General features: G+C 64.4%; 25 protein-coding genes. 11 read left to right on the top strand and 14 right to left on the bottom strand.

Going from position 1 to position 23,323, the window contains the following annotated elements:
• Window positions 1-38: 38 nt before the first annotated feature.
• Together ACWGPT_RS08470 and ACWGPT_RS08465 are read right to left on the bottom strand one after the other, a co-directional pair.
• Window positions 39-2,495 (bottom strand): penicillin-binding protein 1A, encoded by a 2,457-nt coding sequence (locus ACWGPT_RS08470; RefSeq protein ID WP_452605157.1) that lies wholly within the window; start codon window positions 2,493-2,495, stop codon window positions 39-41.
• 216 nt (window positions 2,496-2,711) lie between these two features.
• Entirely contained in the window at window positions 2,712-3,899 is a 1,188-nt protein-coding gene (locus tag ACWGPT_RS08465; protein WP_452605335.1) for an N-acetylmuramoyl-L-alanine amidase, read from the bottom strand.
• A 662-nt stretch (window positions 3,900-4,561) separates the two neighbouring features.
• Here ACWGPT_RS08465 and ACWGPT_RS08460 point away from each other — a divergent pair.
• From ACWGPT_RS08460 to aat, 6 genes are all read left to right on the top strand, one after another.
• Window positions 4,562-7,429, top strand: a complete 2,868-nt coding sequence (locus tag ACWGPT_RS08460; protein ID WP_452605156.1) for an Rne/Rng family ribonuclease — start codon at window positions 4,562-4,564, stop codon at window positions 7,427-7,429.
• A 196-nt stretch (window positions 7,430-7,625) separates the two neighbouring features.
• A complete protein-coding gene (locus ACWGPT_RS08455) occupies window positions 7,626-8,387 on the top strand; it encodes a DsbA family protein (protein WP_452605155.1) in 762 nt (253 codons plus the stop codon).
• Window positions 8,388-8,519: 132 nt separating this feature from the next.
• Window positions 8,520-8,960 (top strand): type II 3-dehydroquinate dehydratase, encoded by a 441-nt coding sequence (aroQ, locus tag ACWGPT_RS08450; protein ID WP_452605154.1) that lies wholly within the window; start codon window positions 8,520-8,522, stop codon window positions 8,958-8,960.
• A gap of 27 nt (window positions 8,961-8,987) precedes the next feature.
• Entirely contained in the window at window positions 8,988-9,455 is a 468-nt protein-coding gene (gene accB, locus ACWGPT_RS08445) for an acetyl-CoA carboxylase biotin carboxyl carrier protein (protein WP_452605153.1), read from the top strand.
• 8 nt (window positions 9,456-9,463) lie between these two features.
• On the top strand, window positions 9,464-10,810 hold the full coding sequence (gene accC, locus ACWGPT_RS08440; RefSeq protein WP_452605152.1) for an acetyl-CoA carboxylase biotin carboxylase subunit: 1,347 nt from the start codon (window positions 9,464-9,466) through the stop codon (window positions 10,808-10,810).
• A 7-nt stretch (window positions 10,811-10,817) separates the two neighbouring features.
• Window positions 10,818-11,435, top strand: coding sequence for a leucyl/phenylalanyl-tRNA--protein transferase (aat, locus tag ACWGPT_RS08435; RefSeq protein ID WP_452605151.1), 618 nt, complete (start codon window positions 10,818-10,820; stop codon window positions 11,433-11,435).
• Between the two features lies 1 nt (window position 11,436).
• Here aat and ACWGPT_RS08430 read toward each other — a convergent pair whose 3' ends face one another.
• The 5 genes from ACWGPT_RS08430 to gatB all read right to left on the bottom strand — a co-directional run bounded on the left by ACWGPT_RS08430 (window position 11,437) and on the right by gatB (window position 14,948).
• Window positions 11,437-11,856: a DUF2155 domain-containing protein gene (locus tag ACWGPT_RS08430; RefSeq protein WP_452605150.1), complete on the bottom strand. Its 420-nt coding sequence runs from the start codon at window positions 11,854-11,856 to the stop codon at window positions 11,437-11,439.
• A 95-nt stretch (window positions 11,857-11,951) separates the two neighbouring features.
• Window positions 11,952-12,350 (bottom strand): NADH:ubiquinone oxidoreductase subunit NDUFA12, encoded by a 399-nt coding sequence (locus ACWGPT_RS08425; RefSeq protein WP_452605149.1) that lies wholly within the window; start codon window positions 12,348-12,350, stop codon window positions 11,952-11,954.
• Window positions 12,351-12,466: 116 nt separating this feature from the next.
• Window positions 12,467-12,937 (bottom strand): N-acetyltransferase family protein, encoded by a 471-nt coding sequence (locus ACWGPT_RS08420; protein ID WP_452605148.1) that lies wholly within the window; start codon window positions 12,935-12,937, stop codon window positions 12,467-12,469.
• The gene (locus tag ACWGPT_RS08415; RefSeq protein ID WP_452605147.1) at window positions 12,934-13,440 is read right to left on the bottom strand and encodes an N-acetyltransferase family protein; all 507 of its coding nucleotides are present in this window, start codon (window positions 13,438-13,440) and stop codon (window positions 12,934-12,936) included. The genes ACWGPT_RS08420 and ACWGPT_RS08415 overlap by 4 nt, the downstream gene beginning before the upstream one ends.
• A 5-nt stretch (window positions 13,441-13,445) precedes the next feature.
• Window positions 13,446-14,948 carry an Asp-tRNA(Asn)/Glu-tRNA(Gln) amidotransferase subunit GatB gene (gene gatB, locus ACWGPT_RS08410; protein WP_452605146.1) on the bottom strand — a complete coding sequence of 501 codons (1,503 nt, stop codon included), beginning with the start codon at window positions 14,946-14,948 and terminating at the stop codon, window positions 13,446-13,448.
• 144 nt (window positions 14,949-15,092) lie between these two features.
• Here gatB and ACWGPT_RS08405 point away from each other — a divergent pair, with 144 nt between their 5' ends.
• The gene (locus ACWGPT_RS08405) at window positions 15,093-15,431 is read left to right on the top strand and encodes a DUF1294 domain-containing protein (protein WP_452605145.1); all 339 of its coding nucleotides are present in this window, start codon (window positions 15,093-15,095) and stop codon (window positions 15,429-15,431) included.
• Here ACWGPT_RS08405 and ACWGPT_RS08400 read toward each other — a convergent pair.
• From ACWGPT_RS08400 to ACWGPT_RS08385, 4 genes are all read right to left on the bottom strand, one after another.
• Entirely contained in the window at window positions 15,425-15,934 is a 510-nt protein-coding gene (locus ACWGPT_RS08400; protein WP_452605144.1) for a GNAT family N-acetyltransferase, read from the bottom strand. The genes ACWGPT_RS08405 and ACWGPT_RS08400 overlap by 7 nt on opposite strands.
• An 86-nt stretch (window positions 15,935-16,020) precedes the next feature.
• The gene (gatA, locus tag ACWGPT_RS08395) at window positions 16,021-17,502 is read right to left on the bottom strand and encodes an Asp-tRNA(Asn)/Glu-tRNA(Gln) amidotransferase subunit GatA (protein ID WP_452605143.1); all 1,482 of its coding nucleotides are present in this window, start codon (window positions 17,500-17,502) and stop codon (window positions 16,021-16,023) included.
• 53 nt (window positions 17,503-17,555) lie between these two features.
• On the bottom strand, window positions 17,556-17,843 hold the full coding sequence (gene gatC / locus ACWGPT_RS08390) for an Asp-tRNA(Asn)/Glu-tRNA(Gln) amidotransferase subunit GatC (RefSeq protein WP_452605142.1): 288 nt from the start codon (window positions 17,841-17,843) through the stop codon (window positions 17,556-17,558).
• 73 nt (window positions 17,844-17,916) lie between these two features.
• Entirely contained in the window at window positions 17,917-18,621 is a 705-nt protein-coding gene (locus ACWGPT_RS08385) for a metal-dependent hydrolase (protein WP_452605141.1), read from the bottom strand.
• A gap of 113 nt (window positions 18,622-18,734) precedes the next feature.
• On the opposite strand from ACWGPT_RS08385, the gene ruvX reads away from it, so the two are divergent.
• Complete coding sequence (ruvX, locus tag ACWGPT_RS08380; RefSeq protein ID WP_452605140.1) at window positions 18,735-19,226, top strand: Holliday junction resolvase RuvX; 492 nt, start codon at window positions 18,735-18,737, stop codon at window positions 19,224-19,226.
• Here ruvX and ACWGPT_RS08375 read toward each other — a convergent pair.
• Together ACWGPT_RS08375 and ACWGPT_RS08370 are read right to left on the bottom strand one after the other, a co-directional pair.
• On the bottom strand, window positions 19,166-19,495 hold the full coding sequence (locus tag ACWGPT_RS08375) for a DUF6105 family protein (protein ID WP_452605139.1): 330 nt from the start codon (window positions 19,493-19,495) through the stop codon (window positions 19,166-19,168). The two genes, ruvX and ACWGPT_RS08375, sit on opposite strands and share 61 nt — an antisense overlap.
• Window positions 19,492-19,668: a hypothetical protein gene (locus tag ACWGPT_RS08370; protein WP_452605138.1), complete on the bottom strand. Its 177-nt coding sequence runs from the start codon at window positions 19,666-19,668 to the stop codon at window positions 19,492-19,494. Before ACWGPT_RS08370 ends, ACWGPT_RS08375 begins: the two co-directional genes overlap by 4 nt.
• A gap of 204 nt (window positions 19,669-19,872) precedes the next feature.
• Between ACWGPT_RS08370 and ACWGPT_RS08365 the strand changes: the two genes are divergently transcribed.
• The 3 genes from ACWGPT_RS08365 to ACWGPT_RS08355 are packed head-to-tail and all read left to right on the top strand — an operon-like array spanning window position 19,873 to window position 22,461.
• Complete coding sequence (locus tag ACWGPT_RS08365; protein WP_452605137.1) at window positions 19,873-20,553, top strand: TetR/AcrR family transcriptional regulator; 681 nt, start codon at window positions 19,873-19,875, stop codon at window positions 20,551-20,553.
• Window positions 20,554-20,561: 8 nt separating this feature from the next.
• On the top strand, window positions 20,562-21,425 hold the full coding sequence (locus ACWGPT_RS08360) for an amidohydrolase family protein (protein WP_452605136.1): 864 nt from the start codon (window positions 20,562-20,564) through the stop codon (window positions 21,423-21,425).
• 25 nt (window positions 21,426-21,450) lie between these two features.
• Complete coding sequence (locus ACWGPT_RS08355; protein WP_452605135.1) at window positions 21,451-22,461, top strand: Bug family tripartite tricarboxylate transporter substrate binding protein; 1,011 nt, start codon at window positions 21,451-21,453, stop codon at window positions 22,459-22,461.
• Between the two features lie 86 nt (window positions 22,462-22,547).
• Here the strand turns inward: ACWGPT_RS08355 and ACWGPT_RS08350 are convergent, their stop codons facing one another.
• Window positions 22,548-23,192 (bottom strand): TetR/AcrR family transcriptional regulator, encoded by a 645-nt coding sequence (locus ACWGPT_RS08350; RefSeq protein WP_452605134.1) that lies wholly within the window; start codon window positions 23,190-23,192, stop codon window positions 22,548-22,550.
• Window positions 23,193-23,323 lie beyond the last annotated feature (131 nt).

Here is a 23,323-nt window from a genome sequence, read left to right as displayed (position 1 = left end):
GGATGTAAAGGCCGCGCCGGCATGCTCTGGAGACGGGGTCAGAACAGTCCGGCGGCGCCGGACGTGACGGCCTGGTGGGCCTGGGGCGAGGTTTCCAGGATCTCTTCCGGCGGCAGGTATTCGGTATCGCCGATGACCGCGAAGACGTCGGCCGGGCCCGTGCCGGGCTTGAATGCCTCGACGATCATGTCGGGCTCGCCCTCGAAGGCCATCATGCCGGTCGTGCGGTTGACCGGGATGAACTGCATGCCTTCCGGGACGTGGAACTTCTCGGGAGGCGTGCGCTTGACGGCCTCTTCCATGAATTCCGCAAAGACCGGAGCGGCAAGCGAGCCGCCGGTCGCGCCGCGTCCGAGCGGCGTCGGCGTATCGAAGCCGAGGTAGACGCCGGCGACGAGGTTCGGCGTATAGCCCACGAACCAGGCATCCTTCTCGTCGTTGGTGGTGCCGGTCTTGCCCGCAACCGGGCGATCGTCGATCTTGATCTTGCCGGCGGCCGTTCCGCGCTTGACCACGCCTTCCATCATCGACGTGATCTGGTAGGCCGTCATCGGATCGAGGACCTGCTCGCGGTTGTCGAGCAGGATCGGCTCGTCCTGGCCTGTCCAGCTCGAGGCGTTGCAGCCGTCGCAGGTGCGCTCCTCGTGGCGGAAGATGGTCTTTCCGTAGCGATCCTGGATGCGGTCGATCACCGTCGGCTTGATCTGCTTGCCGCCATTGGCAAGCACCGCATAGGCCGACACCATGCGAAGGACCGTGGTCTCGCCGGAGCCGAGCGACATGGCCAGAACCGGCAGCATGTCGTCGTAGATGCCGAAACGCTCCGCATATTCCGCCACCAGTTCCATGCCCATGTCCTGGGCCAGGCGAACGGTCATCTGGTTACGCGACTTCTCGATACCAAGGCGCAGGGTCTGCGGGCCGGCGGAGCCGCCGCCGTAGTTTTCCGGACGCCACACCTTGCCGCCGGCGACCATTTCGATCGGCGCGTCGAGAATGACGGATGCCGGCGTGTAGCCGTTGTCGAGCGCCGCGGCGTAGACGAAGGGCTTGAACGAGGAGCCCGGCTGGCGCATCGCCTGGGTGGCGCGGTTGAATTCGGACTGGGCGTAGGAGAAGCCACCGACCATGGCGAGCACGCGCCCGGTATTCGGGTCCATCGCGACGAAGCCGCCCTGGACCTTCGGCGGCTGGCGGAGGCGATAGGCACCCGCCTTGTCGGCCAGCGGTTCGACGAACACGACGTCGCCCGCCGTGAGGACGCCCTCGGGCGACTTGGCCGTCTTGCGCTCGCCCTTCGCGTCGCGGAAGGCCCATTTCATGTCCTGCGCGGCGATGACGCCCGCTTCCCGGGCGTCGCCGACCTTGCCGCCGGCATCGAGCGAGGGCTGCAGCACGATGTCGACGGCGTCGGCGGACACGGCCTTGACCATGGCGAGCTTCCATTCGGGAACGTCCCGGAGACCCGGCACCTTTGCCAGTTCCGTCGCCCAGTCGCCGGTCGCATTGACCTTCGCCACCGGCCCATGGAAGCCGCGGCGCTCGTCGTAGTCGACCAGCGCCTTGTTGAGGCTCTTGCGGGCCAGAACCTGGAGGTCGGGATCCAGCGAGGTCCGTACCGAGAGACCGCCTCCGTAAAGCGTGTCGTCGCCGTACTTCTCGATAATCTGGCGGCGGACCTCCTCGGCGAAGAAATCGGACGCGAAGAGATGCGTGCCGCCGCGGCGCGGCTGGACGCCGAGCGGCTGCTTCTTTGCCTCGTCGGCGTCGGCACGGGTGATGTGGCCGTTCTCGGCCATGCGCTCGATCACCCAGTTCCGCCGTTCGATCGCGGCCTGCGCCTTGCGGAAGGGGTGATAATTGTTGGGGCCCTTCGGGAGAGCCGCGAGGTAGGCGGCCTCGGCGATCGTCAGTTCGGTCACCGACTTGTCGAAATAGGTGAGTGCGGCACCGGCAATGCCGTAGGAGTTCAGGCCGAAGAAGATCTCGTTCAGGTAGAGCTCGAGGATCTTGTCCTTCGAATAGGTCTGCTCGATCCGGAAGGAGAGGATGGCCTCCTTGATCTTGCGGTCTATCGTCTGGTCGTTGCTGAGAAGGAAGTTCTTCGCGACCTGCTGGGTGATGGTCGAAGCGCCCTCGGGGCGGCGTCCGGACGCAAGGTTCTGGAAGTTGTTGACCACGGCGCGGGCAAGACCGGCCACGTCGATGCCCGGGTGGTTGTAGAAATTCTTGTCCTCGGCGGAGAGGAAGGCGGCCTTGACGCGATCCGGAACGGCCTGGATCGGCAGGAACAGACGCCGTTCGCGGGCATATTCGGCCATGAGCGCACCGTTGCCCGCATGAACGCGCGTCGCGACAGGCGGCTCGTAGGCGCTGAGGACCTCGTAATCGGGCAAATCCCTGGAGACGCCGACGAGATACACCGCGGCGATCACGGCGACGCCCAGGAAGAGGACGGACGCCAATCCAAAGAAATACCCGATAAGTCTGATCATATTGAAGCTACCGCTTGGCTTTCACTCGGTGCCCGGACACCATCGCATGATTACGGGGCTTTTGCACGCTGATCCGGCCAGCGCAAGTCGACATTGGTTTGCATTCGAGTCACGTCGCCCGGTTCACGGGGACTAACGGCTTGAATGTGAGCAAAATAGGGCCCTTGGACTAAGTTCCCAGGGCGTTGGCGTCTGTGGCAAGCCGGCACCAGCCCTTCAGCCGCCACCCGCATAGACCCGGTCCCTGTAACGCAGGATCGCCTCGACGAGCAGGCCGCTCACCTTGGCGCGCCATTTCTCGTCGGCGAGCAGCTTTTCGTCCTCGGGATTGGAGAGGAAGCCCAGTTCGAGAAGGACGGAGGGAATGTCGGGCGCCCTCAGGACCTGGAAACCGGCATAGCGGTGGGCGTTGTTGATCAGGCCAACCTGCCCCTCGAAGGACTGGATGACGTTGTTGGCGAGGGTGATGGAGAGCGCCTGCGTTTCGCGGCGCGTCAGATCGAGCAGGATGTCGGCGACTTCCGGGGGCTCGTCCTTCAGGCTGACGCCCGCGAGCTGGTCGGAGAGGTTCTCGCGGGCGGCGAGATTTTCGGCCATGCGGTCCGAGGCCCGGTCCGAAAGCGTGTAGACGGTCGCCCCGCGAATATCCTTCTGGCTCAGCGTATCGGCATGCAGCGAGAGGAAGAGATCGGCGCCGGCCTGGCGGGCCAGGGTCACCCGCTCCGAAAGGGAGAGGAAGGTATCGCTGTCGCGGGTCAGCACGGCCTTCACGCCCGGCATGCCGGCAAGTTGCCCGACAAGAGCCTGCGCGAAGGAAAGCGTGATCGCCTTTTCAGGGGTCTTGGTGGCGGAGCCGATCGCTCCTGTGTCTATCCCGCCATGGCCGGCATCCACGGCAACGACGAAGGTTCCGTCCTCCGGCTTTGCGGCAACCCCGGCGGGGACCGATCCCGTATCGCCCTGCCAGCCCTGCTCACCCACGAGCGCGGCGAAGACCTCGGGGGTTGCCATCTCGGCATCGAGGACGAGCCGGAAGTCGCCCTCCTCCCCTTCCTGGACCTCGGCAAGGCTGAGCTTGACCGGACGCCTGGCGGTCAGGACGATCCGTGCGCTCTCCTCGTCCATGGCCCCGTAGCGGATGTCCTCGAACAGGCCGCGGGCAGCGAGGTCTTCCCGCGGGAAGCCGAAGGCCGTCGCCGGCAGGTCGACCACGACCCGCCGCGGGGAATCGATGTAGTGGACGGAGAACTCGGGCTTTTGGTCGAAATCGATGACGACGCGTGTCCTCGCCTCGTCTCCCGCGATGCGGGCTGCATAGGCAAGCAACGGCGTGGACCCGCCCGCTTCCGCCTGCGCATGTGCCGGCGGCGGAAAAAGCGCAGGCAGCAGGAAGGCGACGGCCATCACCGCGGCTGAAACGATTCGCACAAACAACTGCCTCTCCCGCACTCCGTGCAATGCACCATGCCTGTTCGCGACATGATCCGCCATCGCGGGCCCTTGAATCGCCCAACGCGACGTCGTGTGCATGTCCCCGACATCTGACCCGCCACCACTGGCGAATCAACCACTTCCAGTAGCCTTCTCATTTAATCCACAATATGGCGGCCCCGGCTTTTCCCTTGCTATTATGTCGCAGAAACCATACAAGGCGCATGAGGACTAAGGTGTTGACGGGATAGTCTTCCGGCAGGCCTGCCAGCCCCAGGGACCTGGCGCCGAAACCGGACAGTCATCCGCCGTCTGTCTACTTTGATCCTGATACGCAATCCTCCCGGCACTGGCCGGAACAATACCGGATGGCACGCCATCCACGCTCACATGGAGCACCTCACCGGGCCTCGAGCCCTAAGATATCGTCGTTCTCGTTGGACTTACATGTTGCGGCAAGTGTTTCAGAACCGGGATACCCTGAAGGAGCAAAGTGCTCCGGCAGCCGTCCGGGCGTCGTCGCAAGAGCCTGCGGGAACCAATTTTTCCGGCGCAATCACCATCCTGCATGAAAGGCCTGTCCGCGCGGCAGGCTTTTCTGCACCTGCTCGGCTGCGCCGAGGAGCAGAATATACATGGCAGACAAAATGCTCATCGATGCGTCTCACGAAGAGGAGACGCGGGTAGTCGTCGTTCGCGGCAACCGTATCGAAGAATTCGATTTCGAGTCACAGCACAAGAAGCAGATACGCGGCAACATCTATCTGGCCAAGGTAACGAGGGTCGAGCCCTCGCTGCAGGCCGCGTTCGTCGACTATGGCGGCAATCGCCACGGCTTCCTCGCCTTTGCGGAAATCCACCCCGACTACTACCAGATCCCCCTGGCTGACCGGCAGGCGCTGATGCAGGCCGAAGCCGAGGAGCAGAGGAAGATCGCCGACGACGACGCGATCGACCCGATCTCCGATCCGGCCGAGGCGGAACAGCCGGTGGTCGAGGATGTCGCAGTCGAGGCATCCGACGCCGATGCCGGATCCGAGGCCGCCGAAGCGAGCCCCGGCGAAGAAGCCGTTGCCGAAAAGCCGAAGGCCAAGCCGCGCCGCAGCCGCTCGCGCAAGAAGGCCGTCGAGGCGGAAGCAGCCGACACCGAGGCAGGCGAAGTCACTGACGCCGCCGACGAGAGCGGCGACGACAAGGGCACGCCGAGCGAAATGGCGGCGATGGTCGAAACCGATTCGATCTCCGAAGACGTCCGCGGCCGCCGTCGCCAGTCCGACGACGACGACCACGACGACGAGAAGGAAGAAATCGAGTCGGTCGGCGCCGAAGATGCGATGGAAGAAGTTCCCGACCGCATCTACCGCAAGCCGCGCAAGCAGTACCGCATCCAGGAAGTCATCAAGCGCCGCCAGATCCTCTTGGTGCAGGTTGCCAAGGAAGAGCGCGGCAACAAGGGCGCGGCCCTGACCACCTATCTGTCGCTTGCCGGCCGCTATTCCGTTTTGATGCCGAACACCGCGCGCGGCGGCGGCATTTCCCGCAAGATCACCCAGCCGCAGGACCGCAAGCGCCTGAAGGAAATCGCCCGCGAACTGGAAGTTCCGCAGGGCATGGGCGTGATCGTCCGCACCGCCGGGGCCAACCGCACCCGCGTCGAGATCAAGCGCGACTTCGAATACCTGATGCGGCTTTGGGAAAACGTCCGCACGCTGACGCTGAACTCCACCGCGCCCTGCCTCGTCTACGAGGAAGGCAGCCTGATCAAGCGCTCGATCCGCGACCTCTACAACAAGGACATCTCGGAAATCGTCGTTGCCGGCGAAGAAGGCTATCGTGAAGCCAAGGACTTCATGAAGATGCTGATGCCGAGCCATGCAAAGGTCGTTCAGCCCTACCGGGACCTGCATCCGATCTTCTCGCGCTCGGGCATCGAGGCGCAACTCGACCGCATGCTGCAGCCCCAGGTGACGCTGAAGTCCGGCGGCTACCTGATCATCAACCAGACGGAAGCGCTGGTCGCCATCGACGTCAACTCGGGTCGCTCGACACGCGAGCATTCGATCGAGGAAACCGCTCTCCAGACGAACCTGGAGGCAGCCGAGGAAGTCGCGCGCCAGCTTCGCCTGCGCGACCTCGCCGGCCTGATCGTCATCGACTTCATCGACATGGAAGAGAAGCGCAACAACCGCGCCGTCGAGAAGAAGCTGAAGGACTGCCTGAAGAACGACCGCGCCCGCATCCAGGTCGGCCGTATCTCCCATTTCGGCCTGCTGGAAATGTCGCGCCAGCGCATCCGGGCCAGCGTCCTGGAATCGACCACGCAGATCTGCACCCATTGCGGCGGCACGGGCCACGTCCGGTCGCAGTCCTCGGTTGCCCTGCATGTGCTGCGCGGTATCGAGGAGCATCTCCTCAAGAACACCACGCATGACATCACGGTCCGCACCACGCCGGAAACCGCGCTCTATCTCCTCAACCAGAAGCGCAACACCGTCGTCGATTACGAGAAGCGCTTCGGCGTCTCGATCTACATCGAGTCGGACGACGGCATCGGCTCCAGCCACTTCGCCATCGATCGCGGCGATCCGGTGGAGAACCCGGTGAGGATCGAGAGCCTCATGCAGTTCGCCGCCTTCCCCGTGGAGGAGGACGAGGACGACGTCGTCATCGAGGAGGATGAAGACGAGGAAGTCGCCGAGGAGAGGGCTGCTCCCGCTGCCGCCGCCTCCAACCACGGCGACGAGCAGAACGGTCGCAAGCGCAAGCGCCGCCGCCGCCGTCGCGGCAAGGGCGGCGATCGTCCCGAAGGCGTGAGCGCCTCGGACGCCGATGACAGCGACGTAGACGGCGAGGACGCCGGCGAGGCCGACGACGCCGAGGGCGTTGACGCGGAAGCGTCAGGCGCCGCGGACGATGAGAACGGACGCCGCAAGCGCCGCCGCCGCGGCAAGCGCGGTGGTCGTCGCAACCGTCCGGAAGACGGCGTAGAAACCGCCTCGGACGATTCGGAAGGATCTGACGAGGAACCCGGCGACGATGCCGAAGCAGCGGTTGCCACCGAGGCACCGGCAGTCGAATCGGCCGCAGAAGCTCCGGCCGAAGAACCGGTTGCCGGCGAAGAGGTGGCTGTGGCCGAACCGGCCGTGGAGGCACCCGCCCCCAAGCCCCGGCGCAGCCGCAAGAAGGCAGCGGTCGCCGAAACCGCTCCGGTCGAGGCCGCAAGCACCGTCTCCGAAGCCGCCCTCGAGACGGCTGCCGGGATCGCCGAGCCTGCCGCCCAGGAGACCATTGCTCCGCAGGTCGATGCCGCGCTCGGAGAGGATGCGCCCGAGGCCGATGCCCCTTCGGAAGAGGAGCAGAAGCCGGTGCGAGCCAACCGCGCTTCGAACATCAGCTCCTCGGACCCGGTGGTGAAGAGCTCCGAGCCTGTCGGTGACGAACCGAACGACGAGCCGCCGAAGCCGAAGAAGGCTGGCTGGTGGCAACGCCGCGGCTTCCTCTAGGAAGCCGCTGCCCCGACGATTAGAATGGCCGCCTCGTGCGGCCATTCTCGTGACCGGTCAGCCCTGCAACGCAGATGTGATCGCGCTTCACGGGACCATCGCCGCTTTTTAGTTCCGGTTGCTGCCGCCCCTGGCTTAGCTTTGCCCCAAATCGGGGATACTCCCGCCGCAGCCGCCAATCTCACGAGGATCATACATGCCTGCCCGCTCCAAGACCCTAGCCCTCGGTTCCATGCTGATGACCGCCCTGTGGCTGACGCCGCCGGCGCTCGCGCTCGAGGAACACGAGAAGAAGGAGATGGGGGCTTTCATCCGCGAATACCTTCTGGAAAACCCGGAGGTGATGCTGGAGGTCCAGTCCGCGCTGGAGGCGAAGCAGCACGCGCAGCGGCTGGAGCAGGCCGGACAGGCGGTCGCCACGAACCGCGACGCGATCTTCAACTCGGAACATGACATTGCACTCGGCAATCCCGAGGGCGACGTCACGGTGGTTGAGTTCTTCGACTACAACTGCGGCTACTGCAAGCGGGCGCTGGCCGACATGGAAAAGGTCCTCTCGAGCGATCCTAACGTCCGCTTCGTCCTGAAGGAACTGCCGATCCTCGGGCCGGACTCGATCGACGCGCACCGGGTCTCCAATGCCGTGCGCCTCGTCGCTCCGGAGAAATACGGCGACTTCCACCGCGCGCTCCTCGGCAGCACCGACACGGCCACCGAAGAAAGCGCCATTGCGGTCGCGACATCGCTCGGCATCAATGCCGACGACATCCGCAAGTCGATGGCGGACAGTCCGAACGACCAACTGGTCCGCGACGCCTACGCGCTGGCGACCAATCTTGGCGTGACCGGCACGCCCACCTACATTGTCGGCGACGAGGCGCTGTTCGGCGCGGTCGGCGAAGATGCGCTCGAGGAGAAGATCGCCAACATCCGCGCCTGCGGAAAAAGCACCTGCTGACATCCGGCCCGAGATCAGGCTCCCGGGGCGAGCGACACGGGGAAAGCCGGGCGTTTCAGGCAGCGGGGGCTTTTCCTTGCAGGCCGTGGCGGCTATAGGTGGCGCTCAATTCTGATGGAACATCAAAAAAAGATGAACAAGACGGTCTTTGTCCTGAACGGCCCCAATCTCAACATGCTCGGCAAGCGGGAGCCCGGGATCTACGGCGGAAAGACGCTGAAGGATATCGAGAACGACTGCATCGCCGCGGGGCGCGACTACGGACTGACCGTCGATTTCCGGCAGAGCAACCATGAAGGCGTGCTCGTGGACTGGCTCCACGAGGCGGGCGAGAAGGCCGCAGGCGTCGCCATCAATGCCGGCGCCTATACCCATACCTCGCTTGCCCTGCACGACGCGATCCGCGCAATCCAGCCGGTTCCGGTCATCGAAGTGCACATTTCTAATGTGCACGCGCGCGAGGAATTCCGCCATCACTCGAAGATCGCGCCGGCCTGCAAGGGCGTCATCTGCGGCTTCGGCCCGATGAGCTACATCCTGGCGCTGCACGCCTTGAAAAGCATCACTGACTGACAAGATAACAGAACAATAGGAATTGCCATGTCTGAGAAGAAGAACGGTATCGACAAGGGATTGATCCGCGATCTCGCGAACATCCTCAACGACACCGACCTCACCGAAATCGAGATCGAGCAGGACGACCTGCGTATCCGCGTCTCCCGCCAGTCGACGACGCAATACGTCCAGGCCCCCGTGGCACAACACGCTCCGGCGCTGGCTGCGGCGCCCGCCCCTGCCGCCGCACCGGCAGCAGCTCCTGCCGCGCGCGACAACGCCAATGCCGTGCCGGCGCCGATGGTCGGTACCGTCTACCTCGCCCCGGCCCCCGGTTCCCGCCCCTTCATCGAGGTCGGTTCGACGGTCAAGGAAGGGCAGACGCTCCTCATCATCGAAGCGATGAAGACCATGAACCAGATTTCCGCGCCCCGCTCCGGCAAGGTCACCGAGATCCTGGTCACCGACGGGCAACCGGTCGAATACGGCGAACCGCTCGTCGTCATCGAGTAGGACCACCAATGATTTCGAAAATCCTCATAGCCAACCGCGGCGAGATTGCGCTTCGCGTGCTTCGCGCCTGCAAGGAACTCGGTATCGCGACCGTCGCGGTTCATTCGACCGCCGACGCCGATGCCATGCATGTGCGGCTGGCCGACGAGAGCGTCTGCATCGGCCCTCCGCCGTCGCGTGACAGCTATCTCAACATTCACCAGATCGTCGCCGCCTGCGAGATTACCGGCGCGGACGCCGTTCACCCGGGCTATGGCTTCCTGTCGGAGAACGCCAAGTTCGCAGACATCCTGGACGCTCACGGCATCACCTTCATCGGCCCGACGGCCGAGCACATCCGGATGATGGGCGACAAGATCACCGCCAAGCAGACGGCCGTCGAACTCGGCATCCCCGTCGTTCCCGGTTCCGATGGCGAGGTTACGCCGGAAAACGTGCTGGAGACGGCCCGCAAGATCGGGTTCCCGGTGCTGATCAAGGCGACGGCCGGCGGCGGTGGCCGCGGCATGAAGGTCGCCAAGATCGAGGACGACCTGATGGAAGCCTTCGATACCGCACGCTCGGAAGCGGCGGCCGCATTCGGCAACCCGGCCGTCTACATGGAGAAGTACCTCGGCAAGCCGCGGCACATCGAAGTGCAGGTCGTCGGTGACGGCGAAGGCAACGCGATCCATCTGGGGGAACGCGACTGCTCGCTGCAGCGCCGCCACCAGAAGGTATGGGAAGAGGCCAACTCCCCTGCGCTCAACGTCGAGCAGCGCATGAAGATCGGCCAGATCTGCGCCGACGCCATGAAGAAGATGAAATACCGCGGCGCCGGCACGATCGAGTTCCTCTACGAGAACGGCGAGTTCTACTTCATCGAGATGAACACGCGCCTCCAGGTCGAGCATCCGATCACGGAGGCGATCACCGGTATCGACCTCGTGCACGAACAGATCCGCGTCGCTTCCGGTGCGGGACTTTCCGTCACGCAGGACGAGATCACCTTCTCCGGCCACGCGATCGAGTGCCGCATCAATGCGGAGGATCCGCGGACCTTCGTTCCCTCGCCCGGAACGATCACGCATTTCCACGCGCCCGGCGGTCTTGGCGTTCGCGTCGATTCCGGAGCCTATGCCGGCTACAAGATCCCGCCCTACTACGACAGCCTCATCGGCAAGCTGATCGTGCACGGCCGGACGCGGATAGAATGCATGATGCGCCTGCGCCGGGTGCTGGACGAGTTCGTCGTGGACGGCGTGAAAACAACTCTCCCTCTTTTCCAGGAACTTGTCTCCAATCAGGATATCGCCAACGGCGAGTATGATATCCATTGGCTGGAAAACTATCTGGCGCATCACAAAGCGCAATAGGAGAGGCATGGTCGGGCGGCGCGGCAGATACTATCCGGCCATCACTCCGGAGATACTGTTGCGCGCCTATTCCATCGGGCTTTTTCCGATGGCCGAATCGGCCGACGACCCGGAAATCTTCTGGGTCGAGCCGGAGGTGCGGGGGATCCTGCCCTTCGAGAAATTCCATATCTCACGGAGCCTCGCCAAGACGCTTCGCAAGAACCCCTTCGACATCCGCTTCGATACCGCGTTTAGCCAGGTGCTGGAAAAGTGCGCGGAACCGGCCGGCGACCGTCCCAGCACTTGGATCAACGCGACCATCCGCCGGCTTTACAACGAGCTTCATGCCATGGGCCACGCCCACAGCGTGGAAGCCTTCGTCGGCGAGGAACTCGTGGGCGGCCTCTACGGCGTCTCGCTCGGCGCGGCCTTCTTCGGCGAGAGCATGTTCTCGCGGCGGACCGATTCCTCCAAGATCTGCCTCGTGCATCTGGTCCAGAGACTGAAGGCGAACGGCTTCACGCTACTCGATACCCAATTCACGACCGAGCACCTCAAGGCGTTCGGTGCGATCGACATTCCGAAGGAAGAGTATCTGGAGAAGCTGAAGGACGCGCTGGAATCGCCCCATCTGAAGTTCTAGCTCAGTTGGTGGCAGCCGGCGCCGGCACGTCCGACTCCTGCTTGCAGCCCGTCAGCCACACGTCGTAGATCGGATGCTCGACGGCGTTGAGGCCGGGGCTGTCGGCAAACATCCAGCCGGTGAAGATCCGCCGGATCTTGCGGTCGAGGGTGATCTCGTCCACCTCGATGAACCCGTCCACCCGCTGGGCTTCCGTTTCGTCGCGCGAATAGCAGACCTTCGGCGTCACCTGCAGGGCGCCGTATTGCACGGTCTCGTCGATATAGACGTCGAAGGTGGTGATGCGGCCGGTGATCTTGTCGATGCCGGCGAAGACGGCGACCGGGTTGGAGATGCGAGCGGCAAGGACCGGGACGACGCAAGCGGCCGACGCAGCCGCTGCAAGGAGGCAGATCGTCAGCTTGCGCATGATACTCGTCATCGATGATGGTCCCAATCTCGCGTCCTGCCCCATGGCTTTGACCGCGCCGGCCGGCGCGTCTCCGGCCTAGAAGCCGAATGTGGCCAAAACAGGTGTCAGCTTCCCGGCGTCCAGGCGTCGTAGTCGCCCGTCACGCGGGGGCGCTCACCGGCGCCGACAAGCGATCCCTTCGGATGGTATGCGCCGGGCGTTCCCGTGAGGTTCGGCTTGTGGGGCAGTTCCCATTCGCGGGGCTTGTAGCTCTCCTGCGACGGGGGGACGTCGGTGCGGTGGTGCATCCAGCCATGCCAGCCGGGCGGGATCGCCGATGCTTCGGCGGGGCCGTTGAAGATCACCCAGCGGCGCGGCACGCCGAAGGAGGTCTCCGGACCCTCGTAGTAGACGTTGCCGAGCTCGTCCACGCCGACCTTCTTGCCGGAGCGCCAGGTGAAGAAGCGCGTCCCGATCGTCTGTCCGTTCCACCAGGTGAATATCTGCAGCAGGAGATTTTTCATGTGTTCTTCATCAGCTCTGGCAACGACGCCCGCGCAGCGGACGCCCGAGGATTGTCCGATCGCTTATGCAACCTGAAGCGCGCCATGTCCAGCGATTCCGGTTCGCCAACGCCGCCTCAGAGCTTCAGCTTGAAGCCGTAGTGGCTCCTTGCGAAACCCAGCCGCTCGTAGAAGCGGTGTGCGTCCTGGCGCGCCATGTTCGAGGTCAGCTGCACCAGGCGGCAGCCCCGGCGCCGCGCCTCGTCGACGGCATGGCCGATCATCGCCGCCCCTATCCCCCGCCCGCGCATGTCGGCGCGGGTCTGGACGGCCTCGATCACCATGGAGAGGCCACCCCTGCCGGTCAGCGTCCGGTTGAACATGATCTCGAACGTGCCGACAACCTCGCCGTCGCGCTCGGCGACGAAGAGCTGCTCGTTCGCCGAGAGGTCGATCGCGATGAAGGCCTTGAGGTAGTCGTCGTAGGCTTGCGCATCGGTGGTGTCGCCATGACCGCCCAGGTCGTCGGACGCGAAGAGAGCGATGAGTGACGGAAGGTCCGCCTCCCGCGCCCTGCGGATCAGGATGTCCTTGCCCGCGCCGCTCACAGGTTCCGCAGCGGCTTTTCGAGGACGACCGCGGGCAGGCCGGAGTTCGGGCCGCCCCACTCCTCCATGCGGTCCACCTCGGAGAAGCCGAGCCGCTGGTAGAAGGAGATCGCGCGCTCGTTCTCGAGCGCCACCTCGGTGCGCATGACCTCGGCATAGGGGAAGCAGGTTTCCAGTTCGGCGAAGATATCGCGTCCGACCCCCTCGCCCTGGCAGGATGGCCGGACGTAGAGCTGGTGCAGCATCACCGTCTTTTCCATCTTCGGGTACATGGCCGCATAGCCGAGCCCGGCGAGTTCGGTGCCGTTGTCCGCAACCAGAAACTCGCCGTCCTTGCGCACGATCCGGGCGCGGATGGCCGCCGGCGAATGCCAGCTGTTCACCAGCTGCGTGACCCTTTCGGGGCCATAGAACGGATCGTAGGTCGCGTGGAATGTTTCCTTGAGAAGATCGCGGATCTTCTCGACGTCTCCTTCTGCGGCGGTGCGGACAAAGAAGACCATACGGCCTATTCCTCTATCCCGAGCTTTGCCTTCACCAGCGCCTGGACGGCCTGCGGATTGGCCTTGCCGCCGGTTGCCTTCATCACCTGGCCGACGAACCATCCGGCGAGCGCGGGCTTGGCCTGCGCCTTGGCGACCTGGTCGGGATTGGCCGCGATGATCTCGTCGACCGCCGCCTCGATCGCGCCGGTGTCGCTCACCTGCTTCATCCCGCGCGCCTCGACGATCTCGGCCGGGTCGCCGCCCTCGTTCCAGACGATCTCGAACAGGTCCTTGGCGATCTTGCCGGAGATCGTCTCGGCCTTGATGAGGTCGATGATGCCGCCCAGCTGGTCGGGAGAAACGGGAGTCTCTTCAATGCCTTTGCCGGCTTTGTTCAAGGCGCCAAGCAAGTCGTTGATAACCCAGTTCGCGGCCGTCTTGCCGTCGCGACCTGCGGCAACGGCCTCGAAATAGTCGGCGATCGCCTTCTCCGAAACCAGCACCGAGGCGTCGTAGACCGAGAGCCCCAGCTCGCGCACGAAGCGGTCCTTCTTGTCGTCCGGCAGTTCGGGAAGGTCCCGCTTCAGTTCCTCGACGAAGGCGTCGTCGAACTCCAGCGGCAGCAGGTCCGGATCGGGGAAGTAGCGGTAGTCATGCGCCTCTTCCTTCGACCGCATGGAGCGGGTCTCGCCCTTGCCGGGATCGAAGAGGCGGGTCTCCTGGTCGATCGTGCCGCCGTCCTCGAGGATGCCGATCTGGCGGCGGGCCTCGTACTCGATCGCCTGGCCGATGAAGCGGATGGAGTTGACGTTCTTGATCTCGCAGCGCGTCCCGAAGGGCTCGCCCGGGCGGCGCACGGAAACGTTGACGTCGGCACGCATCGAGCCCTCGTCCATGTTGCCGTCGCAGGTGCCGAGATAGCGGACGATCGAGCGCAGCTTCGTCATGTAGGCCTTGGCCTCGTCCGAAGACCGCATGTCGGGCTTGGAGACGATCTCCATCAGCGCGACGCCGGAGCGGTTGAGGTCGACGAAGGACATGGTCGGATGCTGGTCGTGCATCGACTTGCCGGCATCCTGCTCCAGATGCAGGCGCTCGATGCCGATCTCCACATCCTCGAAATTGCCCTGCCGGTCGGGACCGAGCGAGATCGTGATGATGCCCTCGCCGACGATCGGGTCCTTGAACTGCGAGATCTGGTAGCCCTGCGGAAGGTCGGGATAGAAATAGTTCTTGCGGTCGAAGAGGGAGCGATTGTTGATCTTCGCCTTCAGACCGAGACCCGTACGCACCGCCTGGCGGACGCATTCCTCGTTGATGACCGGCAGCATTCCGGGCATGGCCGCATCGACGAGCGACACGTTCGCATTGGGGTCGTTGCCGAATTCGGTCGAAGCGCCCGAGAAGAGCTTCGACTTCGACAGGACCTGCGCATGCACTTCCATGCCGATGATCACCTCCCAGTCGCCGGTGGCACCGGGAATGAGACGCTTCGGATCGGGCGTGCGGACATCGACAATGGTCATGGAATGCTCTTGAAATCGTCTTGTTGGGGTTCTCCGTGAGGTAGAGCAAATGGCGCGGTGGCGCAAGCGCGCGACCCTGTCCGGACATAAAACATCCTTGCCACTCTTGGGGTAAATTTAACCGCAGGGTGCCAGGCTTCGGATATGCAACCCGAACAGCTCGCCGCATCAGTTCTGATCTACCTGCTTCTCAACCTCGTCGTGTTCTGCATCTACCGGTGGGACAAGCAGGCGGCGATCGCCGGCGAACGGCGCGTGCGGGAGAGCACCCTGCTGGTGCTGGCATTCATCGGCGGCAGTTTCGGCGCGATCACGGCGCAGCGCGTGCTGAGACACAAGACGCGCAAGGAGCCGTTCCGGACCATCCTGGCGCTGATCGCCTCGCTTCACGTCGTTCTCGTCACCTTCCTCGCGGGGATATGGCTCCTGGCGCCGGAGGGCACGATCGCCGCCATGCTCAGCCTCCCCGAAGACCATCAGTAGGCCGGGCCATAGGATTCCGCGACCTCCTCCACAAGGACCTTGGAGAGGCCGACCGACTGCACCTCGCGGTCGAGTTTGGGGGAATAGGTGGCCGAGAGCCAGTTGATGCGGTAGCCGTGCTTCTCGAAGAAGCTGACGGCCTCCTCGTTGCGGGCATGGGTCTCGACGCGGGCCGTGTCGAAGCCCTGGCGCACGATATCCGCCTCGATCGCCGCCAACAGCGCGCTTCCGTGCCCCTGGCGCTGGAAGGGAGGGTCGATCCAGAAGTCGCTGATCAGTTCGTCGAGCTTTTCGCGGGCCGCCCAGCCGGCTATCGCGCCGCCCTGCTCGATCACGGTGATCGTAAGCCAGGCGGACCGCGTGAAATTCTCGAAAGCCATGCGGGCATTGTCACGGATGCCGGCCATCTCGCCGACATTCAGCATCGCCTTCTCCCAGGCGCGCAGGCCGATCTCGCTCAGTGTCCCGGTTTCGTCCTCACGCGCGTTGCGAATGCTCGCCATGGCAGCCCCTGTTTTTCACAGTAGACCACTGAGTCTGGCGTTTTGCCAAGTGCCAACGCGGTACGTGCAGGTCTCGTCGCCGGACCCTACCACCACTTCTTCGGCGTGAAGCGGCCGGCGGCCTGTTCGATGACGTGCGCCGTCCGGAACAGGGTCTCTTCCTCGAAGGGCTTGCCGATCAGCTGCAGGCCGAGCGGCAGGCCCTTGTGGTCGAGGCCGGCGGGGACGGCGATGCCGGGGAGGCCCGCCATGTTCACCGTCACGGTGAAGATGTCGTTGAGGTACATCTTGACCGGATCGGCCGCGAGCGCCTCGTCGGCGACGCCGAATGCGGAGGACGGGGTCGCGGGCGTCAGGATCGCATCGACCCCGGCGTCGAAGACCTGCTCGAAATCGCGCTTGATGAGCGTGCGGACCTTCTGCGCCTGCAGGTAGTAGGCGTCGTAATAGCCGGCCGACAGCACGTAGGTGCCGATCATGATGCGGCGCTTGACTTCCTGGCCGAAGCCGGCGGCGCGCGTCTTCTCGTACATGTCGACGATGTCCTTGCCGTCGACCCGCAGGCCGTAGCGGACGCCGTCATAGCGCGCGAGGTTGGAGGAGGCTTCCGCGGGCGCGACGATGTAATAGGCGGGCAGCGCGTATTTGGTGTGCGGCAGGCTGATGTCGACGATTTCGGCACCGGCGTCCTTCAGCCAGGCGATGCCCTGCTGCCAGAGCGCCTCGATCTCCTCGGGCATGCCCTCGACGCGGTATTCCTTCGGGATGCCGATCCGCATGCCCTTGACCGACTGGCCGAGCGAGGCCTCGTAGTCGGGAACCGGCAGGTCGACCGAGGTCGTGTCCTTCGCATCGACGCTTGCCATGGACTTCAGGAGAATAGCGGCATCGCGCACATCGCGGGCGATCGGTCCTGCCTGGTCGAGCGACGAGGCGAAGGCGACGACGCCCCAGCGGGAGCAGCGGCCATAGGTCGGCTTGATGCCGACCGTGCCGGTGAACGCGGCCGGCTGGCGGATCGAGCCACCCGTATCGGTCGCGGTCGCGCCGGCGCACAGATGCGCGGCGACGGCAGCGGCCGAACCGCCGGACGAACCGCCCGGTACGAGCTGCTGGTTGGAGCCTTCGGAACGCCAGGGGTTGATGACCGGACCGTAATAGGAGGTTTCGTTGGACGAGCCCATGGCGAACTCGTCCATGTTGAGCTTGCCGAGCATGACCGCACCGTCATCCCAGAGGTTCTGGGTCACGGTCGATTCGTATTTCGGACGGAAGCCGTCGAGGATGTGGGAGCATGCCTGGGTGTGGACGTCGCGGGTGCCGAACAGGTCCTTGATGCCGAGCGGGATACCCTCGAGCGCACCGGCCTTGCCGGCGGCGAGACGTTCGTCGGAGGCCTTCGCCATGTCGTGCGCCTTCTCCGGCGTCACCGTGATATAGGCATTGAGCGCCTCGTTGGCGGCCGAGATCGCGTCGAGATAGGCCTGCGTGAGTTCCACGGCCTTGATGTCCCTGGACTTCAGCTTCTCGCGGGCTTCGGCAATGGTCAGGCTGGTAAGTTCGGTCATGTGATTATTCGCTCAGCGGTGTGTCGGGAATTGTCGGAAAACGGCGGACGCCGTTACTCGACGACCTTCGGCACGAGGAAGAAATTGCGGTCGGTCGCCGGGGCGTTGGCGACGATGTCGTCGGCCTTGCCGCCGTCGGTGACCTCGTCGGCGCGCTTGCGCATGACCATGGGGGTGACCGATGTCATGGGCTCGACCCCCGAAACGTCCACTTCGCCGAGTTGCTCGACGAAGCCCAGGATGCCGTTCAATTCACCCACCATGTGCTCGGCCTCGTCTTCGCTGACAGCGATGCGGGCAAGGCGCGCGACGCGCTTGACGGTGGCGAGATCGACGGACATGGCATGACTCCGGGCAAGAATTTCCTACCGCTATAATGGCCACGTCCGCCGTTCGCAACGGGGAAGCGGATAATCAGAAGCTCAGCACGGTGCCGGGTGCCGGCACCTCCACCCGCGTCCGCGTCCCCTCCATTCCCTTGACGAATTTATCCGCCGTCTGGTCGATGATCGGGAAGGAGCCGTAGTGGCAGGGAATGGCGTGCTTGAAGTCGAAGAAGCGCTGGCAGGCGAGCGCGGCGACGGCACCGCCCATGGTGAACCGGTCGCCAATCGGCACCAGGCCGATATCCGGCTGGTGCAGTTCGTTGATCAGCCCCATGTCCGTGAAGATATCGGTATCGCCCATGTGAAGCAGCGAGGGCTCGTCGTCGAAATGCAGCATCAGCCCGTTGGCACTGCCCAGGGAATGCGAGACCCCGTCCTCGGTGATCTGCGCGGACGAATGCTGGGCCTGCGTGAAGGTGACGGTAAAGCCGTCGAAGGAGACCGTGCCGCCGGTATTTCCCATGTCGATCTTCGCAACGCCCTTCTTGGAAAGCCATCCGGCGAGGTCGGCATTGGCAAGCACGATGGCGCCGGTTTCCTTCGCCAGGGAAACGGTGTCGCCGACATGGTCGCCATGACCGTGAGTCAGGAGGATATGCGTCACGCCCTCGGCCGCATCATGGGCATCGAGACCGGCAAAGCCGGGATTGCCGGTGAAGAACGGGTCGATCAGGATCTTGGCCGTTGCCGTTTCGAGGCGGAAAGCGGAATGGCCGAGCCAGGTGATCTTCATGAAAAGTCTCCTCGTAGGTGATGCGAATGCTGGCGGAAATGCTAAAGAGATATCCCACCCCCACCCAAATGGAAGCGGTACCACGCCTGTTTCTGCGCGAAGGAAGAAAACGGATGACAGTGCTGACGATCGAGGAACTGGCCGAGACGCTGCAGACCGGTCAGGCGATCGCAGGCCTCGATCTCGGCACAAAGACGATCGGGATCGCCATGTCCGACCTCGGCCGTCGCTTCGCCACCCCGCGGCCCGTGCTGAAGCGCACCAAGTTCACCAGGGACGCGGAACTGCTGCTGGCGTTCGCGGAAAAGGAGAAGGTCGCCGGCTTCATCATCGGCCTGCCCATGAACATGGACGGATCGGTCGGCCCCAGGGTCCAGGCAACGCGCGCCTTCGTGCGCTCCATGGCGGAAAAGACCACCCTCCCCTTCGTCTTCTGGGACGAGCGGCTGTCCACCGTGGCGGCGGAGCGGGCGCTGCTGGAAATGGATGTCTCGCGGGCGAAGCGCGCCGAACGCATCGATTCGGCGGCGGCGAGCTTTATCCTTCAGGGCGCGCTGGACAGGCTTTCGTCGCTACGCAGGGCAGCTGACGCCGACGCCTCCTGACGCGCACGCCACCAGGCGGCAATCTTCCTGCGTCGACGGAAGGCGATGATCGCAAAGACGATGAGGCTGTCGACGACGATGGCGCGGGCGACCAGCGGCGGGATATCGGCGGCCGGAATGCCGAGCACATTGCTGTAGACCTCGAACACCAGGTCATGCGTCTCGCGCGTCAGCATGAAGAAGCCGAAGCTCATGTCATTGTAGGAGAGCCCATACCAGCTGCCGAGCAGCAGGATCGGTCCGCCCCATAGAATCAGGAACCACTTCATGCAGCCTTCCTTCCGGGCTGCGACAGGTGGAACTCCACCGTCGGCAGCCATCTCAGCAAAGCCATGACGCTGAGCAGGATCGCCGGAACAGCGATATTCAGAGCCAGCACCGCGAAGAACATCGTCATGATGCCCAGCAATGCGCGTTCCGGAAAAAGGGTGCCCTGCAGCAACGGCTCGACTCGTCCATGGTTAACATTGCGTTAATCCCAACTTAGGCCACTGGCCGGCAAGGGCAACGCAAACCCGCGCCTATGGTTAACGCGGCGACCCGCGCGTCGGATACCCCAGCCCGCGGGCTTGCTCGGAAGCGACATCGGCGCGGCACCTCATTTTCCCCGTTGACCGACCAATTAATTTGGACAAGTGTACAAATAATGCGATCAAACGTAAAAGAAGCCCTGCTGCGAAACGCCGCCACCCTGTTCTCCCGCAGCGGCTACAACGCCGTTTCCCTGCGCGACGTCGCCAAGGCCGCGGGGGTCAATGTCGGGAGCCTGACCTATCACTTCGGTTCGAAGGCAAACCTGCTGCGGGAAATCTACCAGCGGCACACCCACCCCATGAATGCGCGGCGCCTGGAGCTTCTCGGCGAGGCTCGGCGAATCAGCGATTCCGACCAGCGGCTGACGGCAATCCTGCGGGCCTACGTGGTGCCGGCCTTCATCTCGTCCTCGGAAGGCGACGGCGGCGGGGCGGAGTTCACCCGCATGCGCGCGGTTCTTTCGGCGGAAGGAAATCCCGACGCGCAGGCGATCATCGCCGACGCCTTCGACGAGACCAGCCGGACCTTCATCGAGGCCCTGGCGGAGTGCCTCCCCGGCGCGCCGCTCGAAAGTCTCGTGTGGCGCGGCCAGTTCCTGCTCGGCGGGCTCTACTACGCCCTCATCAATCCCGAGCGCATCACCCGCCTCTCCAACGGAAGCGTCGACGGCGACGACCGCGACGCGGCCATCGAGCACCTGGTCGAGGCGACCTATGCCAGCTTCAGGAGCCTGTCGGAGACGGCGCCCGCCGGTCCAAGCTCCCAGCCAAAACAAACCCCATCAGGAAAGTGAGTATGTGAATGACCTCTGCCCCGTCTCGCGAGGACCAGCAGAAGCGCAAGCCGGATTTCGTCGCGCCCGGGCTTACATGCGACGCGCACTGCCATGTATTCGGGCCGGGGGCCTCGTTTCCCTATGCGCCGAACCGCCGCTACACGCCGGAGGATGCGCCGAGGGAGGCGCTGGCAGCGCTGCACGAGCGGCTCGGCATCAAGCGCGCGGTGATCGTGCAGGCGAGCTGCCACGGCACGGACAACCGCGCGATGCTGGATGCCATCGCCTGGCGGCCGGACCTCTACCGGGGTGTGGCGATCATCGACGACAGCTTCGACGACAAGGCCTTGCAGACGCTCCATGACGGCGGCGTGCGCGGCGTGCGGTTCAACTTCGTCAAGCATCTCGGCGGCGCGCCCGATATGGTCGTCTTCGACCGTGTGATCGAGCGCATCAAGGGACGCGGCTGGCACGTCGTCCTGCATCTCGACGCCGTCGACATCGTGCCGCTCTCCGACATGATCCGCCGCCTGCCCATTCCGTTCGTGATCGACCACATGGGGCGCGTCGACACGAGCCTTGGCATCGAACAGCCGGCCTTCCGGTCGCTGCTCGACCTCGCGCGGCGGGACGATTGCTGGGTCAAGGTCTGCGGCTCCGAGCGCATCTCGGCCTATCCATTCGATGCGGCCCTGCCGTTTGCCCGGGCTCTCGTGGAGGCGAGCCCCGAGCGGACGCTCTGGGGAACGGACTTCCCGCATCCCAACCTGAAGGACCCGGTCGACGAGGCTGATCTTCTCGACCTGGTCCCACGGATCGTGCCGGACGTGGAGGGTCAACGGCGATTGCTGGTCGAAAACCCGGCCCGGCTCTACGGCTTTACCACCTGAAGAACGTCACCTGGAGGAGGAAGACATGAGGAAAACGAAAACCAAGCAGGCGGGATTGTTCCGCCGCACGATGATCAAGGCATTGCTGCCGGCAATGCTCTTGGCGACGACGGCTCCGGCCGTGGGCTGGACACAGGAGGAGTATCCGGCCCGCGACATCACGCTCGTCCTGCCCTTCGGGCCCGGCGGCATCGCCGACATCACGTCCCGCGTGGTGGCCGATTCGCTCGGCAAGAGGCTCGGCAAGCAGATCATCATAATGAACCAGCCGGGCGCTGCAGGTTCGGTCGCCGCGCGTGCCGCATTGAACGCACCGGCCGACGGCTACACGCTTGCGCTTCTATCCAACGGCACGGCGATCAGCGTCCCGCTCTTCGCGAACCTGCAGTTCGATCCGGTGAAGGATTTCGTCCCGGTATCGAGCCTTGCCTATTTCGACTTCGTCTTCGTGTCGAAGAAGGGCGGCAAGTTTTCCACGCTTGCCGACGTGCTCGCCGCCGCCAAGGCCGAGCCGGGCATGCTCAACGTCGGCACGATCAACGTCGGCAGCAGCCAGAACCTTGCAGCCGAGCTCTTCAAGTCGACGGCCGGCATCGACTTCACCATCGTGCCCTACAAGGCGACGCCGGACCTTCTCGTGGCGCTCCTCGGTGACGAACTCGACGTCATCATCGACAGCCAGACGGCGCTGAAGGCGGCGCTCGAACAGGGCCAGGCGGTCGCCCTCGCCTCGTCCGGCCCCAAGCGCTCCAGCCTGCTGCCCGATCTCGCGACGGCCGAGGAACAGGGCGTCGAAGGCTTCGACGTCACCTCATGGAACGCGATCTTCGCGCCGGCCGGCACACCGCCGGAAGTGGTCGAGAAGCTGAACGCAACGCTTGTCGAGGTGCTGGCGGACCCGGCGGTCCAGAAGCGCTTTGCCGAACTCGGCGTCGAGGCCCGCTCGAGCACGCCGCAGGAGATCGGTGACCGGCTCGCCGCCGATATCGAGAAGTGGGGCGCCGTCATCGAAAAGGCCGGCATTCCCAAGCAGTAACCGTTACCGTTACCGGGAGACGGGGTGGCGGCTCCGTCTCCTCTCGGCCCGGGGGATGTGAGCCTGCTCGCTCTCCCGGGCCTTGTTCAGCCGTAGATCCCGCGCACCAGGCGCCGTATGGATGCGGCGACCTTGTCCCAGTCCTTTTCGCTACGCAGCGGAAGGCCCGCGAATTCGCCCGTTGCCCGCGACGAGATCACCAGGTGCTGGATCGCGGCGAACAGGATGCCGTTCGCGGTCGGCGCATCGACGCCCTTCGGGGCCGAGAGACTGCCGCGCATCCGGTCGAGCCATTTCGCCAGCGCCCTGGAGCGGGCCTCGGCAAGACGGCGCACCTGCGGCGTATCCTTGGAGACCTCCCAGGCGATGATCTTGCAGACGAGCGGGTCGTCGCGCAGCGCTTCCATGTAAAGGAGCGACAGCCGTTCCATGAGGTCGCCATAGGTGAGCAGGAACATGCCGCCCGTATCTTCGGGAATGCGCTCCTTCACCCAGTCGCCGAGATCGGCGCCGATGGCGTCCAGCAGACCGTCGAGGCCGCCGTAATAGCGGTAGATCAGCTGCTTGTCGCAGCCGGCGCGCCGCGCGATGGCATTGATACCGAAACCCTGGAAACCCTCCTCCGCCAGAAGGTCGCGGGCGGCCGCAAAGATGGCCGCTTCGGTCTGGGCACGGTTCTTGACGCGCTTTTCGGGCACGGATGGGGTGAAGGCTTCCTGCACTGCCAGCATAGACGAGATACTCCAAGGGGCTTTCCGGCGATAAGCCCCGCAATCGCCCGGCACAATGCGCCACCGGCCGCCATACACAGAAACCGCAAGCATTGCGTCGCCCGCCGGGCGCGGATAAGCCTCACTCTCCC

Source organism: Pseudorhizobium sp. NPDC055634 (genome assembly GCF_053618655.1).
Note: the sequence above shows the minus strand (reverse complement) of the source record. Positions and strands in the feature narration are given on the sequence as shown.

Bases quoted from the DNA above. Each gene is read 5' to 3' on its own strand.
- ACWGPT_RS08375 (WP_452605139.1), bottom strand. From the start codon at position 19,495: ATGAAGTGGTTCCTGATTCTATGGGGCGGACCGATCCTGCTGCTCGGC.
- ACWGPT_RS08350 (WP_452605134.1), bottom strand. From the start codon at position 23,192: ATGCTGGCAGTGCAGGAAGCCTTCACCCCATCCGTGCCCGAAAAGCGC.
- ACWGPT_RS08365 (WP_452605137.1), top strand. From the start codon at position 19,873: ATGCGATCAAACGTAAAAGAAGCCCTGCTGCGAAACGCCGCCACCCTG.
- aroQ (WP_452605154.1), top strand. From the start codon at position 8,520: ATGAACAAGACGGTCTTTGTCCTGAACGGCCCCAATCTCAACATGCTC.
- accC (WP_452605152.1), top strand. From the start codon at position 9,464: ATGATTTCGAAAATCCTCATAGCCAACCGCGGCGAGATTGCGCTTCGC.
- gatB (WP_452605146.1), bottom strand. From the start codon at position 14,948: ATGACCATTGTCGATGTCCGCACGCCCGATCCGAAGCGTCTCATTCCC.
- ACWGPT_RS08430 (WP_452605150.1), bottom strand. From the start codon at position 11,856: ATGACGAGTATCATGCGCAAGCTGACGATCTGCCTCCTTGCAGCGGCT.
- ACWGPT_RS08425 (WP_452605149.1), bottom strand. From the start codon at position 12,350: ATGAAAAATCTCCTGCTGCAGATATTCACCTGGTGGAACGGACAGACG.
- ACWGPT_RS08360 (WP_452605136.1), top strand. From the start codon at position 20,562: ATGACCTCTGCCCCGTCTCGCGAGGACCAGCAGAAGCGCAAGCCGGAT.
- ruvX (WP_452605140.1), top strand. From the start codon at position 18,735: ATGACAGTGCTGACGATCGAGGAACTGGCCGAGACGCTGCAGACCGGT.
- gatC (WP_452605142.1), bottom strand. From the start codon at position 17,843: ATGTCCGTCGATCTCGCCACCGTCAAGCGCGTCGCGCGCCTTGCCCGC.
- ACWGPT_RS08405 (WP_452605145.1), top strand. From the start codon at position 15,093: ATGCAACCCGAACAGCTCGCCGCATCAGTTCTGATCTACCTGCTTCTC.
- aat (WP_452605151.1), top strand. From the start codon at position 10,818: ATGGTCGGGCGGCGCGGCAGATACTATCCGGCCATCACTCCGGAGATA.
- gatA (WP_452605143.1), bottom strand. From the start codon at position 17,502: ATGACCGAACTTACCAGCCTGACCATTGCCGAAGCCCGCGAGAAGCTG.
- ACWGPT_RS08465 (WP_452605335.1), bottom strand. From the start codon at position 3,899: ATGGCCGTCGCCTTCCTGCTGCCTGCGCTTTTTCCGCCGCCGGCACAT.
- ACWGPT_RS08400 (WP_452605144.1), bottom strand. From the start codon at position 15,934: ATGGCGAGCATTCGCAACGCGCGTGAGGACGAAACCGGGACACTGAGC.
- ACWGPT_RS08355 (WP_452605135.1), top strand. From the start codon at position 21,451: ATGAGGAAAACGAAAACCAAGCAGGCGGGATTGTTCCGCCGCACGATG.
- ACWGPT_RS08460 (WP_452605156.1), top strand. From the start codon at position 4,562: ATGGCAGACAAAATGCTCATCGATGCGTCTCACGAAGAGGAGACGCGG.
- ACWGPT_RS08415 (WP_452605147.1), bottom strand. From the start codon at position 13,440: ATGGTCTTCTTTGTCCGCACCGCCGCAGAAGGAGACGTCGAGAAGATC.
- ACWGPT_RS08470 (WP_452605157.1), bottom strand. From the start codon at position 2,495: ATGATCAGACTTATCGGGTATTTCTTTGGATTGGCGTCCGTCCTCTTC.
- ACWGPT_RS08455 (WP_452605155.1), top strand. From the start codon at position 7,626: ATGCCTGCCCGCTCCAAGACCCTAGCCCTCGGTTCCATGCTGATGACC.
- accB (WP_452605153.1), top strand. From the start codon at position 8,988: ATGTCTGAGAAGAAGAACGGTATCGACAAGGGATTGATCCGCGATCTC.
- ACWGPT_RS08385 (WP_452605141.1), bottom strand. From the start codon at position 18,621: ATGAAGATCACCTGGCTCGGCCATTCCGCTTTCCGCCTCGAAACGGCA.